This is a genomic window from Bradyrhizobium sp. Rc2d (assembly GCF_900099855.1).
Taxonomy (GTDB): domain Bacteria; phylum Pseudomonadota; class Alphaproteobacteria; order Rhizobiales; family Xanthobacteraceae; genus Bradyrhizobium.
Window position 1 is genome coordinate 160,806 of sequence record NZ_FNCU01000017.1, and the last position, 14,338, is coordinate 175,143.

13 protein-coding genes are annotated in these 14,338 nt (G+C 62.0%); 5 read left to right on the forward strand and 8 right to left on the reverse strand.

Annotated elements, in window-relative coordinates; genetic code table 11:
* The first annotated feature begins 77 nt into the window (after positions 1–77).
* Complete coding sequence (locus tag BLV07_RS22105; protein WP_007602543.1) at positions 78–323, forward strand: zinc-finger domain-containing protein; 246 nt, start codon at positions 78–80, stop codon at positions 321–323.
* 19 nt (positions 324–342) lie between these two features.
* Positions 343–1,545: an FAD-dependent monooxygenase gene (locus BLV07_RS22110; protein ID WP_091889469.1), complete on the forward strand. Its 1,203-nt coding sequence runs from the start codon at positions 343–345 to the stop codon at positions 1,543–1,545.
* A 25-nt stretch (positions 1,546–1,570) separates the two neighbouring features.
* On the opposite strand, the gene BLV07_RS22115 is transcribed toward BLV07_RS22110, so the two are convergent.
* From BLV07_RS22115 to BLV07_RS22145, 7 genes are all read right to left on the reverse strand, one after another.
* Entirely contained in the window at positions 1,571–1,999 is a 429-nt protein-coding gene (locus BLV07_RS22115) for a twin-arginine translocation pathway signal (RefSeq protein WP_091889471.1), read from the reverse strand.
* Positions 2,000–2,615: 616 nt separating this feature from the next.
* Positions 2,616–2,867 carry an acyl carrier protein gene (locus BLV07_RS22120; protein ID WP_091889473.1) on the reverse strand — a complete coding sequence of 84 codons (252 nt, stop codon included), beginning with the start codon at positions 2,865–2,867 and terminating at the stop codon, positions 2,616–2,618.
* Positions 2,858–4,396: a hypothetical protein gene (locus BLV07_RS22125; protein WP_244551170.1), complete on the reverse strand. Its 1,539-nt coding sequence runs from the start codon at positions 4,394–4,396 to the stop codon at positions 2,858–2,860. The genes BLV07_RS22120 and BLV07_RS22125 overlap by 10 nt, the downstream gene beginning before the upstream one ends.
* 23 nt (positions 4,397–4,419) lie before the next feature.
* Positions 4,420–6,009, reverse strand: a complete 1,590-nt coding sequence (locus tag BLV07_RS22130) for an amino acid adenylation domain-containing protein (protein ID WP_091889475.1) — start codon at positions 6,007–6,009, stop codon at positions 4,420–4,422.
* Positions 6,010–6,063: 54 nt separating this feature from the next.
* Positions 6,064–6,261: a hypothetical protein gene (locus tag BLV07_RS46410; protein WP_143035466.1), complete on the reverse strand. Its 198-nt coding sequence runs from the start codon at positions 6,259–6,261 to the stop codon at positions 6,064–6,066.
* Between the two features lie 15 nt (positions 6,262–6,276).
* Positions 6,277–7,350, reverse strand: coding sequence for a phosphatase PAP2 family protein (locus tag BLV07_RS22135; protein ID WP_091889477.1), 1,074 nt, complete (start codon positions 7,348–7,350; stop codon positions 6,277–6,279).
* A gap of 410 nt (positions 7,351–7,760) precedes the next feature.
* On the reverse strand, positions 7,761–9,080 hold the full coding sequence (locus BLV07_RS22145) for a hypothetical protein (RefSeq protein WP_244551172.1): 1,320 nt from the start codon (positions 9,078–9,080) through the stop codon (positions 7,761–7,763).
* Between the two features lie 332 nt (positions 9,081–9,412).
* On the opposite strand from BLV07_RS22145, the gene BLV07_RS22150 reads away from it, so the two are divergent.
* Positions 9,413–10,663 (forward strand): multidrug effflux MFS transporter, encoded by a 1,251-nt coding sequence (locus tag BLV07_RS22150; protein WP_091889483.1) that lies wholly within the window; start codon positions 9,413–9,415, stop codon positions 10,661–10,663.
* Positions 10,664–10,881: 218 nt separating this feature from the next.
* On the opposite strand, the gene BLV07_RS22155 is transcribed toward BLV07_RS22150, so the two are convergent.
* On the reverse strand, positions 10,882–12,474 hold the full coding sequence (locus BLV07_RS22155) for a winged helix-turn-helix domain-containing protein (RefSeq protein WP_176945687.1): 1,593 nt from the start codon (positions 12,472–12,474) through the stop codon (positions 10,882–10,884).
* Between the two features lie 141 nt (positions 12,475–12,615).
* Between BLV07_RS22155 and BLV07_RS22160 the strand changes: the two genes are divergently transcribed.
* Both BLV07_RS22160 and BLV07_RS22165 read left to right on the forward strand, forming a co-directional pair.
* Entirely contained in the window at positions 12,616–13,659 is a 1,044-nt protein-coding gene (locus BLV07_RS22160; protein WP_091889487.1) for a methyltransferase, read from the forward strand.
* A gap of 192 nt (positions 13,660–13,851) precedes the next feature.
* On the forward strand, positions 13,852–14,338 hold a 487-nt coding region (locus tag BLV07_RS22165; RefSeq protein WP_143035467.1), incomplete at its 3' end, for an IS110 family RNA-guided transposase.

The following is a 14,338-nucleotide window of genomic DNA, read 5'->3' on the forward strand; positions in this document are numbered from 1 at the left end:
ATGGTCCCGGCGCCTTAAAGATGCCGCGTCAGTTTTCGATTGTACCTGTCGCCATTGCCACTCCAGGATGAACTACGATGTCCGACCATGTCGTCCCGCACTTCCACAACGATGCCGGTGTTCCCGTCATCGAGATCGGCTCGCAAGAGTTCATGTGCGTGGGCGCCAACCCTCCGTTCGATCATCCGCACGTCTTCCTCGACCTCGGCAACGACAACGAGATCATCTGCCCCTATTGCTCGACGCTGTACCGCTTCGCGGCCGACCTGAAGGCGGGCGAAGCCCGTCCGCCGGAATGCGTGCTGAAGGACAAGGTGGCCTGACCGGTCCCATCGGTCAGGGGTGGCGCTCTCCCGAACGATTGTCATTGCCGGTGCCGGCATCGGTGGACTGACGGCCGCGCTTGCGCTCGCGGCCCGTGGCTTCCGCATCGTCGTGCTGGAAAAGGCCGAGCGCCTCGAGGAAGTCGGCGCCGGCCTGCAACTCTCCCCCAATGCCAGCCGCGTGCTGGTCGAGCTCGGCCTCACCGAACGCCTCAAGCTGCGCGCCGTGACCCCGGAAGCAGTCTCGATCATGAGCGCCCGGGCCGGCGGCGAGCTGCTGCGCATGCCGCTCGGCGAGGCAGCTTCCGCGCGCGCCGGCGCCCCCTATTGGGTGGTGCACCGCGCCGATCTGCAATCGGCGCTGGCGGGCGCCGTTGCCGACCATCCCGACATCGACCTGAAGCTGGGCGCGACCTTCGAGGACGTCGCGCCTCACGCCAAGGGGCTGACGGTGGTCCATCGCAGCGGCACGATCCGCCGCAGCGATCTCGCCAGTGCCCTGATCGGCGCCGATGGCATCTGGTCGACAGTCCGCCAGCACCTGTTTCCCGAAGTGCAGCCGCGCTTTTCCGGCCTGATCGCCTGGCGCGGCACGCTCGATGCTACGCAACTGCCGAAGGACTACACCGCGCGCCGGGTGCAGCTCTGGATGGGCCCGAATGCCCATCTCGTGGCCTATCCGATCGCGGGCGGACGCCAGATCAACGTGGTCGCGGTGCTGCCGGGCACCTGGAACAGGCCCGGCTGGAGCACGCCCGGCGATCCCCACGAGGTGATGGAGGCTTTCGCCGCCCCACGCTGGCCGCCGTCGGCGCGGATGATGCTCGCCCCGGTCGACGCCTGGCGCAAATGGGCGCTGTTCGGGGTGCCTGACGGCTGCCCCTGGAGCAAGGGCCCGGTCGGGCTGCTCGGCGATGCCGTGCACGCGATGCTGCCGTTCGCAGCCCAAGGCGCCGGTATGGCGATCGAGGATGCCGCCGTGCTCGCCCGGCATTTGAGCGTCGAGGCGGCCGAGAGCACCGCGGGCATCGCGGCTGCGCTGACGCAATATGGCCGCGCGCGCCAAGCACGCGTGCGCCGGGTGCAGCGGACGGCGCGGCAGCAGGGCCGCATCTATCATTTCAGCGGACCGCTCGCGATCGCGCGCGATCTTGCGATCCGCGCGCTCGGACCGGACCGCATGCTGGCGCGGCAGGACTGGATCTACAACTGGCGGCCTTGAGGCCAGGCGCCGCCCGCGCGGTGCCTCAGCGGATCGCTTTTCCGGATTTCGACGCTGGCTTGGCAGCGGCCGCGGATGACGGCGGCGCGGCGGGCGGGGTCGGCTCGGGCGGTGTCTCCCGGCACCTGTTGCGGCGCCAGGCCTCATCGGCAAGTTGCGCCTGGCCCCGCACCGCGATGTAGTCGTTGCGATAGGCAAGCTCGGACACCACCGCGCCACCAGCGCCGGTCTGGGCCTTGTCCATCAGCCTCTGCAAATCGGCAGTGCGGCTCGCGAGCGCCTTGCGCTCGGTCTCGAGCTGCTTGCAGTCATACAATTCGTATTTGCCGGGATCGGCGAAGGCCGGCGCGACCGTCTCACTCATGCCGGCACAGCCGGACAGCGCAGCACCGGCCGCGAGCAGCACGAGAAGTCCGCTGCAGGAGCGCAGGGAAGAGGAAAACGAAGCAGCCATGCCGGATGAATAGTCCCCGTGGATTGAGAATGCCTAAAGCAACAACAGATGTCCGGATTGAGGCTTTGCCTCGTGCACCCCGCTCGCTTAAGGAAGAACCGCCTATAGAGCCAACAAAGCAGCAATGCCAGAGGGCCGAGGACGTGACGGAATCCGAGCTGAAGCCCCTGAGGTAAGCGGCTCAAATCGTGCGCGGAATCGGCTGTATTCTCTTTGCCCGTCGGGCAATTGCGCCGTATAGATGGGCCGATGCGGGCGTGGCGGAATTGGTAGACGCATCGGACTTAAGCCATTGAGTGCCCTGGAGGAAACTTCAGGAGCAGAACTGCTCAAAGTCGGGGAAACCTTCACTGGCAATCCCGAGCCAAGCCCCCGCCAGGGGGAAGGTGTAGAGACTAGACGGGCAGCACCTACAGCGGACAAGCGCCAGGGTGAAGGGATAGTCCAGACCACGAACGCCGGATGGGCGGCGGCGAAAGCCGAAGTGGTATGAAAATCCGTGGGGCCGCAAGGCCTGTGCCGGTTCGAGTCCGGCCGCCCGCACCAGATGAGAACATCGTGCGAAGCGTCCGTGACATCTCACACGGACGAATGGCTAAAGAGCCATTTGGACTGGTCACGCGTTGACCGCATCCACCAGATCGCAGATGGCGTTGATCGAATCCAGCTGCGTCAGATCGAAATTGATCCGCGCAAAATCGATCCCGTAGTCCATCTCCAGCGACATGATGATTTCGACCGCGTCCAGCGAATCGAGCCGGCCGCTGGTGAACAAGAGCTCATCGTCCTCGACCGGAGAATGATCTCCGCGCAGGCTGAGCCGCTGGATGACATAGTCGCGCATTTTCGAGCGGACGTTCAGATCCATGTATCAACTCCAAAGAGGTATGCGAGAAAATCGGCGCGCTGCCAGATCGTGTGGACACGGTCGAGTGGAGCGTCGAAGACATGCAGCAGACAGAAGAAGAGGATGACCCAAATCATTCCCAATGCGCGGGCTGACCGTCCGTGGTCGGCTCGCGCGCGTCCCTGGGTTTGCATCTGCGACACACCGACGCCGACAGCGAGAAGAAGGGTATAAAACGCATGTGACGCTTCGCCGGTCAGGGCCTTCCACCAGCCGAGCTCCACGACGAACCTGATATCCCGTATGAAATGAAACAGCAGGTTGCCCAGACATGCCGCCATGAAGGTCGCAAAGAACATCCGCAGCTTTCGGTTCGTGCGAAAGTACCGCAGAAAGACCGGATAGGAGAAATGATCGACCAGCAATTCCTTGTAATAGAAATAGTACCTGTTCCAGAACTCGACGAGCGTCGTCGCCTCTAGCGGCCGGCAGGTGTTGCGCAACAGGCGAAAGCCCGCCATCCGCGCGCAAGCGATGATGGCCCCTCCCCATGTCGTCATCACGAGCACGTCCTCGAAGAAGTATGTCACGAGGCTTGCCCAGCAGAGATATCGCGGATAGTTCGCCCCGCCGATATGTGCAAGGAACGTCTCGTCGAACGATGGCAGCCCGAGCTGGCCATGGACCAGCGTCCGCAGACCATTCAAGCAGACGGCGAGCAGCAGCGTCCAAACCGCGAGCTTCAGCCCCTTGAGCTGGGTTACGGCGAGCTCCTCGGATGTCTTCGCTTCGAATTTTGCGAGATACGACAGACCCTTGCCGAACGGCGTGAGAGTCGATCCCCAAAACGGATGGAAGACGCCGAGATATTGCCAGAACGGCGCCCGACCCGGCGCGGCTGCATCGGCAAGGGCATACGCCAGAAACCAGAGATACGGATGCAAGGCCACGAGGAACGACCAGAGCAGGATCCGCGGCATGCCTGCGATCATGGAGGACTCCGCCACGACCACGAGGCCAATGAAGCCCGAGATCAGGCACAGCGTTGAACGGCGAAACAGCTGAATGGCGACAACTCTTTGCCAAAGCGCCAGCAGGCAGGAGCACAGGATGATGACCAGCACCAGTGACGCGAAGCACAACAGCGACACGGTGACGTGATCGCCAAGCCCTTCCTGGTCTGCGACACGCTGCACGAGATCGCCGTCGATCCAGAAGCCGTTCCGGCAGAGCACCAGCAGCGTCGCCAATGGAATGAGATAGCGGCGAAGCTTTTGCGCGTAACCGACGGCCATGGCCAGCGGCGCCACCGTAAGGTCGATCCCGAACAGGCCGGCTGGCGCGGCAAGTGCTGCAACGACGGCAAGCAGCACGAGGCGCCCTCGTAAGCCCTGCACGTAGGCGACCAGCCCTGGATGCTTATCAATCTGCGGAACGAGCCGCCATGCGCTCTTTCCGGACGGCGCGTACAGCAAAGCAAGATGACGATCGACGGTGGGCGTGTATCCCTGCGTCATGCCGAGCGAAGCGCCACTGTCGGTCTTTATCATCCGCGTCGTCCGACCAACTGCGTCTAGGCCGCCACAGGCTTATCCGCGGACCGAGGCGAGCGGGCCATTGTCTGGGACTGCTCGATCAAGGCCGCAACCGCGCGCCGGTCTGCCTTGCCGTTGGCGTTCGTGGGGATGTTGTCCAGCCACACGAACCGGCCTGGCACCATGTAGGCTGGAAGATGCCTGCAGTGCGCCAGCAAATCGGCGTCTTCAAGTCTGCTGCCCGCGTATGCCGCCAGCAGGCGCCTCGAGCCGTTGGCGTCATGAATCACGACGGCCAGTGCACGCACCACGCCCGGCATCGACTCCAGGGCGTGATCGATCTCCTCGAGCTCGACGCGATATCCGCGCAGCTTGACCTGATTGTCGGCCCTGCCGCGAAATCGAAACTGACCGGTGCGCGGATCCTGCACCACGAGGTCGCCGGTGCGATAAAGCGTAGATCGGTAGCCTTTGACGAGCGGATCCTGGCGGAACCGCCATGTCGTTTCTTCGGGGTTGTTGAGATAGCCAAGTCCGACACATGGTCCGCCGAGCCACAACTCGCCGACGTCGCCGATCGCGACAGGTTGCAGATCTTCGTTCAGAACCCGGTGACTGAATCCGGGATTGAGCCGCCCGAGCGAAACGAAGCCTTCGGCGGTCTCCAGCGTCGAGCCGGTGATCACCAGGCTGCTGCAAATGCAACTCGTCTCGGTCGGACCGTAGCAGTTGATGAGCTCCGCTCTTCCCGAAAAGGTCTCGTGAAAACGGCGAAGCCTGGCGAGCGGAAAGCCCTCACCGCCGAACATGAACCGGCGCACGCTTGGCAGCTTGTCGGGCCGCAGCAAGTTCATGGAATCAAGGAACATGAAGAGTGTCGGCACGGCGAAGAAGAACGTGCACTCGCTTGCCGTGATTTCGGCGATCAGTTCGGCTGGTGGGCGTCCTTTCAGAGCGTCGAGCGCAACCACCGAAGCACCATTGAGCAGCGCCGCATAAATATCGAACACCGAATTGTCGAAGAAAATCGGATTGACGTTGGTCAGGCGATCCCCAGGACCGATGCCCAGATCGTCGGCCGCCCATTCGACCAGATGAAGTACGCCTTGATGGGGGATCACCGCGCCCTTGGGCTCTCCGGTCGATCCGGACGTGAACATGACATAGGCGGGATCGGCTCCGGTGATCTGCTCGGTTTCCCGCAAGTTGGCGTCGTCGAACGCCTCGATTGCCTCCAAGAGATTCTGGCGATCAGCGTCGCTGGCGAGGACGACGCGATTTCCCGCGCCATCACGCGTGCTGATGATGATGGTGGGTTGGCACCGATCGATCATCAGCCGCGCCCGGTCGATCGGTGCCGCCGGATCGAGGAAGCTGTAGGGTGCGCCGATCTTCAGACAGGCCACCGCCAGCGCATAAGTTTCGACCAGCTTCGGCAGCTCGAGGCATACGATGCTGCCCTGGGTCACCCCTTGTGCTGCAAGCCACCGGGCGAAACGGTTCGCCAACGCATTCAGCGTCCGAAAATCATAACACTGACCTTGGCAAAGCAGGGCTGCGGCCGCTGGCGAAGAATCAACAACCTGCTGAAACTTCAGAGCGAGGTTGTGGGATCCAGGCTTCGGCATCCGAGCTCTCCTTCCATCGCCGGCGATCACCGCATGCGAAGTCAACTGTCCAAGTTAACCTGCGGCAAATGTCATGCTGATCATCTCTGCACCGCCTGCAAAGCCCGGTAGTAGCCTGCCGTCGAGCGGCAGAAGCGGCACGATCAGGACATTCATTTCTACGCGGCGGCAATTAACGCCGCATAAAAATGAAGGCAGCAACCAGATGGATTTCGGCTTGGCCGACACCCGGTCATGCGCGCCTTCAACCATATTTCCACCGCAGCACTACGACGATTGCGGGCTCAGATCTCCGTCGGGCTCGACCATCGCCAATGGGTCGACGGTGGAGATCTGCGAGATGGATCTCTCCCGATCCTGCTCGGGCGCAAGAAGTGCGCCGATGCGTTTGATGGCCCAGATCGATGCGATGGCGACGGCCATCCCGGCGAACACGTCGACAAAATAGTGTCCTCCCCCGATCGGGGTCGCGGCCAGCATGACCGCGTTCCATAGCAGGCCGATGCCCCGGACCCAGCGGATTGGCCAGAGCACCCACATGTACAAGACTGCCGAGACCGCGTGAAAGCTTGGAAAGGTCAGAAGCGGCCCCAGTTGAAACGCATCGAGCAGCTTCACTGTGCCGTCGCGCACCAGGGGGAGCTCGCGCAGCGTCGCGTTGTAGACGGAGGGTTCGAAATTGGGATGGTCCGCTGAGTGTAGTCCTACGGTTTCATAGACGCCGGTCGCTGGGAACAGCGTGGAGATGAGGGTCGTGATAGCCAACGTCAGGCCAAATCCGAGCGAGAACTCCGCAGCGCGCCTGTAGTGACCGAGCAGTGGAACGACAACCACGATCAGAACCAGTTGCATTTGAATGGAGTCGTAGGTCACTGCAAGAGCATCGATCAGACCGGGCCGGTTGACCAACGCCAGATAAGCGCGAAAATCCAGGCCGAGCGCCCGATCCATGGCCAGCAGATTCGTGTCCTGCATTGGAAAGTTGGCTGTCGCCGCGAGATAGCCGATCGACACCAGAAGAAGAAGCTGAAGAAGGATTTGAGCAATGAAGAACAGGACGGTGTAGACGCGGGGGCTCCGTCTGAGTTTTGATTTCAGATTTAGATAACCGGCCACTCCGTACACGCCGGCAATTCCGAAATAGAGCAGATAGCTGCTTACCCGCAATTGAAAACCGGCTAGACGCATCCCAACGATGAAGACGGCCAGCGTGGCCGCGATGAGAACCCAGTTGAGCTGAAAAAGATTAAGGCAAACCGCGAGTTCCGCTCTTGCCCCTGGGGTTGATTGAGTACCTGTCGAACGAGCAAGACCACCGACCGAGCATGCCTGAACCGCCATTTGTCATTCCCAGCAATTCCGGAGACATGTATGGCAATACAACCTTTAATAGTTTGACAACGAGCGCGTGTAGATTTAATCAGGACAACCTAAGCTGGGTGGGCGTGATCCTTCGCCTTTGGCAAAGCTCTATCCTCGCCCCCGCTTGGACGACTAATTGCGGTCATGGCGGCGTTCTGAACGCGACCGGCATCCACGAGATCGTTAACACCGACGCGGATGCCGCGGGGTTGATCTCGCGCACGGAACTTTGCTAGGCGCCGTTTATCTGCTCAACCACACCGGCATTGGTCGAGATCGATGACCGACCTTCGGGCCCGATCCGGTTCCTGCCATGCCTTCATGAATGTGAGATCGAGGTCGGATCTCCGGAATGCGCGCAGAAACGATTCAGCGCGATCATGAGCCCTTCAACGTGAATCCACTGTTCGCGCCTCGAGGCGTTTCGGCTCGGCACGGAAGTCGAGCAGCAGGATCCAGAAGCACATCAGCGCGACCGTGAGGAGAATGAAGCTGCCCTCGAATGCTGCTCCCAGAAGCGAGATCAGTGCGGGAATGAGCAGACCGACCGAGAGACATCCGGCGAGCGCCATGGCCGGAAGATCGACGATGAGGATGGCGGCATAGAGCGCGAGCTCGAAGAAGGCATATTCCTTGAGCCGCGGCGAGCTGAGATAGAGCGCGAACATGGCAAGCACCGTGACGCGCTTGGCCGTGCGGGGATGATCCATCAGCCAGCGATCCAATCGCATCAGAAGCGATCCCCCTCCCCGCGCCGGCTGGCTCGCGGCCACACGCAGGACAGACAGGGCGAACGGCACCAGCACCAGCGCGAGGGCTGCGAGCGCATAGGTCGCGAACATCGCTGGCTTGCTGTCACCGAGGCCGGCATGGACCATCAGGTCCCGCGCCAGCAGCAGCAGCGACGGATTGATCTCCACGAGGTCGACGGCATGCTGGTTCGGGATCTGACCCGCAATCGCAAGCAGCCAGCTCGCGAACAAATCGGGATACAGCAGCCTCGACATCAGGACCGGCAATGCGAAGCCGAACGCCGCCATCGCGATCAGCGCCAGCTTGCGACCGTGCGGCAGCGGCAGGAAATAGAGCGCCGCCAGCACGGGACAGAACACCAGCTTGAACGAGGTCACGAGGCCGAGCAGTGCAGCGCCGGCAAGGCGCAAGGGAAAGCTCGTATCTTCTCCAGAGGGAAGCGGACGAAGCAGGAGCGACAGCGCGATCGCGGTCAGCACGCCGCTCAGAATTGCGAAATTCCCCGATGCCTGCACCCATTCGAAACCGACGAACGCGCCGAGCGCGCACAGCACCTTGAGCGTAGCATCGCGCGCGCTCGTGCCCGTTCGGCCGAGCCCGGGCAAGAGCAGGCCGCAGAGCACGGCGAGGACGAGAAAGATGCTTCTGTAGTGATCGACCAGAAAACCGCCCGCGCACAGGGGGCGGAAGACGTCCAGCGTCACCGGCAGATAGGGATAAGAGAGCTTGGTGCCCTTCAGGTTCTTGACGAAGTAGGGATCGAGCCCGTCGGCATGCGCATCGACCGCCGCGCAATTGACTCGGACGTCCCAGCCATATTTCACATCGAGCCTGGCGTCGTTGGCGAGATTGCCGAGCACCAGCAGCGCAGTCAGCGCGATCAGGCAGGCAAGCCAGACGTTCCGCCTCGCAGCCGTGTCGGCTGCGGGCTCCAACCATCGTGCTGCACCGGACATCTCGGACACAGGCGGATACCTTGTTTGGCTTGTTTCTCTTAGCGCCGCTGCGGCGCCTCCTCATCTCGGCCGCACTGTGGGCAGAATGCGTTTCGGTTTCATCCTGCCCGACGGGCGGGGCCGCGCCGGATGCCGATCTTTAGGAAGGGATGGTGAATCAGTGGTTTCCGGCCACCGGGGGTTGCGCGATCTGGAGAATCCGGCAGGAAAGGAAAGGCGGCTCCTCACCAATTCTTGTCCGCGCCGGCCCTGCCTGACAGCCATCCCGAAACGGGGGTTGTGCAACGCAGCATCGGAATGGATAACCCCCTCAATTTCAGAGGTGAGCTTCCTTGTCCGACGTCAATGCCGACGATTGGGTGTCCTCCGGACACCGTCCCATGGGTTTTCCCGAGTTCGTCATCGTGATCGCGTCCATCATGGCGCTGAATCCGCTTGCGATGGACATGATGCTGCCGGCCCTGCCCAATATCGGCACCGCCTTCAAGATTCCCGTCGCCAACCATCTTCAATTGGTACTGTCGACCTTCCTGGTCGGCTTCGGCGCCGGCCAGTTCGTCATGGGCCCGTTGTCGGACCGCTTCGGCCGCCGCCCGGTGCTGCTCGGCGGCATGGCGGTCTATGCGGTGGCGAGCGTGCTGGCGGTCGCGGCGCCCTCGTTCGAGACGCTGCTGCTGGCGCGCGCGCTGCAAGGGCTCGGCACTTCGGCGACGCGCGTGATCGCGACCTCGATCGTGCGCGACTGCTATGTCGGCCGCCGCATGGCCAGCGTGATGTCGCTCGCGATGATGGTGTTCATCGCGGTGCCCGTGATCGCTCCCTCGTTCGGACAGGCGGTGCTGCTGGTGACGGCATGGCGCGGAATCTTCGTGGTGCTGATGCTGTACGGCCTGCTCGCGCTCGCATGGTGCGTGCTGCGGCTGCCTGAGACCCTTCCCGAATCCGAGCGCAGGTCGCTGGCACCCGCCGACGTGCTCTCGGCCTTCCGGCAGACCGTGACCCATCGCCAGACCATCGGCTACGCCACGGCCGCCGGCAGCGTCATCGGCGCGCTGTTTGCCTACGTCTTCTGCGCGCAGCAGGTGTTCACCGGCATCTATCACCTCGGCCATTACTTCCCGCTCGCCTTCGCGGCGATCGCGGCCGGCACCGCCATCGCCGGCTTTCTCAACGCGAGGCTGGTCGGCCGGCTCGGCATGCGCGTGATCTCGCACGGGGCACTGACGCTGTACACCGCCGTGGCCGGCGTGATGCTGCTGACCGAAAGCCTCGGCGTGCTGCCGCTATCCTTGTTCATGGTGCTCTCCGCCCTGATGATGTTCTCGTTCGGCATGATGGTCGCCAATTTCACCGCGCTCGCGATGGAGCCGCAGGGCCACATCGCCGGCACCGCCTCCTCGCTCTACGGCTCGATCACGACATTGATCGGAATCGTGGTCGGCATGGCGATCGGCCAAAGCTTCGACGGCACGCTGCTGCCGTTCTCGATCGGCTTCTTCCTGTCGACGCTCGCAGCGCTCGCGATCGTGCTGGTGGTGGAAAAGGGACGGCTGTTCAAGCCGCATCATCGCCCCATCGCGTGAGGAAGCTCGTTCGGACGTTCGGGTCGGGCGCGCTCTGCTGAGCGCCTCTATCGATCGCCGGTTATACACTTTAGCGTAACGGTCGGTGTCACAAGAGCACCCTGACGCCTTCCTAGTAGAAGTCGTCGCTCGTGTAGACATCAACCGACGACCGCCGCGGAATCCGTCGAAAATGACCCAAAACATACCTGCCGACACGCCGCGAGTCTGTCAGTTGTCTAGCTTCGTCTGGAGGTCAGGCCTAATTTCGACGTTTCTGCAACGCCCGCTTTGCGAAGTCCGGCCAGCAGTCGATCGAGACAAGTTGCGTCAAAGACGACGTAATCCCGGAGCACCTGGGTGATCGAAAAATCTGGTCGATGTTTTCGCGTCTCGCGAATTTCGTGCTTTGCGCCTTCGTGATCGCCAAGATGGCCAAGGGCCGACGTGATGATCATGTGCTGCGCCCAGGTGTCGAACGAGTGGATGGACTCACGGGCGAATTCAACCGCTTTAGCATCATTGCCTAGATAGAGATAGCCGACGGCGAGGACGTTGAGGTACTGACGTGCGCTCGGCGCGAATGGACTCAAACGGAGCGCCCATTCGGCCTGTCGAATACCTTCGTCGCAGCGGCCAGATTGGATCAGGAGACGGCCAAGGATCGCATAGGCGTGCGCGAAGCTTGGATTGAGTGCGATCGCTCGCTTCGCCGCATTGACCGCGGACTCTGGTTGGCGATCGAAAGTCAGGCCCCAAGCCAACGCGAGATGCGATAGAGCGTCCCGATCGTCGAGCACCACCGCACGGCGGGCACGGTCGAGAATATCTTTCGGGTCATGCGCGGCGTAGCAGAAGAAGAGATCCTCTGCCTGACTCCACGCGATCGCCGCATGAGCGGGCGCAAAACCGGAGTCGAGCGCGAGCGAACGCTCGAGCACCCGCCGCGCCTCGGCATTGCCGTCCCGCGTACGCTGCGCGATCAACGCCATACCGCGATGGAACAGCTCCCAAGCGCCCAAGTTTTCGGGGGGCGTGGCCTTGGTTCGCTCGTACTCGGCGCGGCCCAGTTCCGGTTCGATCTGCCCAGCGATTTCCCGAGCGATCTCGTCTTGGATGGCAAAAATATCGTCAAGCTTGCGATCGAACCGCTCCGCCCAGACGTGATTGCCAGTACCACCGTCCAGGAGTTGGGCTGAAACACGGACGCGTCCGGCATCCCTGCGGACGCTACCTTCGACTACATAGCGTACGCCGAGCGTCGCCGTTATCTCGCGTATATCGGGGAGCTCGCGCTTGTATCGGAGCGTCGCATTGCGTGCGATCACGAGAAACTGCCGGATGCGGCTGAGCGCCGTGATGAGGTCCTCCGTAATCCCGTCGACGAAGAAGTCGTGTTCGGTGTCGCCAGACATGTTGGTGAATGGCAGGACCGCGATCGACGGACGATCCACAAGCGCCATTGTTGCGGCTGGGGGTTCGGGCGCCCCCTCGATAGGCAAGGAAGAACTCGCGACCGCCTGGCGCTTCTCTACCTCGCCAACGAACCGAACGCCCTTTCGCGCGATAGTGCGGATGAGGCGTTGTTGCTCGCCGTCATCGCCGATCGCACGGCGCGCTGCATTGATGCGACTGATCAACGTCGATTCAGACACGATGCGGCCGTTCCAGACGGCCTCCAGTAGATCGTCCTTGGTGACCACTCGGTCACGGTTCTCGATCAGATGGACCAGGAGGTCGAACACCTGGGGCTGAACCGGCACAGGGCGTTCGCCGCGCCGAAGCTCACGCCGGTCGGTATCCAACACACACTTCTCGAAATAGAGGCGCACCCTATCGTCTCCCGCGGGCGGCTCCGGCCGCAGTCGGCATGTCAATGGAAAGAGCATGAAAAATCAATACGGCTTCAAGGCCAACCTCGCGCTCCGAAACTAATCTGGTTGCGTTCCGTACCCCCATCGGGAGACCCCGCCATGAACCAGCAAATTCAGTCGAAAGACCTTAACGCGAGGGCATCGGTAACGCCGGACGCCATCATGCAGCTCGGCTTCGCCTTTTGGGGCTCAAAGACGCTGCTGAGCGCAGTCGAACTCGGGCTGTTCACTTTGCTGGCCGACGGGCCGCTCAACGCAGACGTTTTGACGGCTCGGCTGAAGCTTCATCCGCGCAGCATCCGCGACTTCCTCGATGCGCTGGTGTCGCTCGGACAGCTCGAACGTAAGGATGGCTTCTACTCCAACACGCCGGCTGGCTCCCAGTTTCTAGATCGACGCAAACCAACCTATGTCGGCGGAATACTCGAAATGGCAAACGCGCGGCTTTATCCATTCTGGGGTGCGCTGACCGAAGCCTTGCGTACCGGCGAGCCGCAGAATGAGGCGAAGCAGGGCCGTGACCTGTTCGACGAGATATACCGCAACCCAGCGATCCTCTCAGAGTTCCTCAAAGCGATGACGGGATTGAGTCTCGGCGCCGCGCACGCCATTGCAGAGAAATTCCCTTGGGCTGACTACAAAAGCTTCGCCGACATCGGCACCGCAGAGGGAGGCCTTGCGGTCGAGCTTGCTCGGGCACATCCCCATCTCTCTGGTATCGGCTTCGATCTGCCGGTGGTGAGGCCGCATTTCGAAGCCTACGCAGCGCGGCATGGTCTCCCCGCGCGGCTTTCATTCCAGGCCGGTGACTTCTTCGCGCAGGCGATGCCGCCAGCGGATGTGCTAATCATGGGCCATATCCTGCACGACTGGAGCCTTGATAAAAAGCGGACGCTGATACGCAAAGCCTACGAAGCGTTACCGTTCGGCGGCGCGCTGATCATCTACGATCCGATCATCGACGATGACCGTCGACGCAATGCCTTTGGATTGCTGATGAGCCTGAACATGCTAATTGAGACCCGCGAAGGCTTCGACTTTACGGCGGCGGACTGCATGGGTTGGCTCAAGGAGGCAGGCTTTGCAGAGTTGCGCATCGAACCGCTGGTTGGTCCAGACTCGATGGTGATCGGACTCAAGTGAAGAGACTTGCGGAGGCTTGTATTGCCCCCTGGCAGCTGTTGGCCCATCGCGACCTTTGCTGCGGTTGCACAGAGGCGGTCGGTATCGGATCGAAGCGGATATCGACGAAGACTTATGATGGGGTGGACGCCCCGCCCGACGGCATCGATGTGCCAAAGTGGAGGTGTTGAGCACCACTTAAGGGAGGCGTCCGTGTCAGAAGTTATCACAATCGGTCTGGATATCGCCAAGCACGTTTTTCACGTTCACGGAGCGGATGGGCGGGGTCGAGCGATGTTCAGCAAGCGGATCAGCCGAGGAAAGCTGCTGGATTTCTTCGCGGCGCAGCCGAGTTGCACGGTAGCGCTGGAAGCATGTGGTGGAGCACATCACTGGGCTCGTCAGCTGACCCAGCTTGGCCATGAAGTTCGGCTGATCCCACCCGCCTATGTAAAACCATTCGTGAAGCGGCAAAAGAACGATGCGATCGATGCCGAAGCGATATGCGAAGCGGCGCAGCGGCCGAGCATGCGGTTCGTGGCCGTGAAGAGCGAACAGCAACAGGCGGCGGGCCTGGTGTTTCGGACCCGTGATCTGTTAGTGCGGCAGCGAACCCAGCTCATCAACGCGATCCGGGGGCACCTCACTGAATATGGTTGGATTGCACCCAAGGGGCCGTCGCATGTGGCGACGCTTGCTG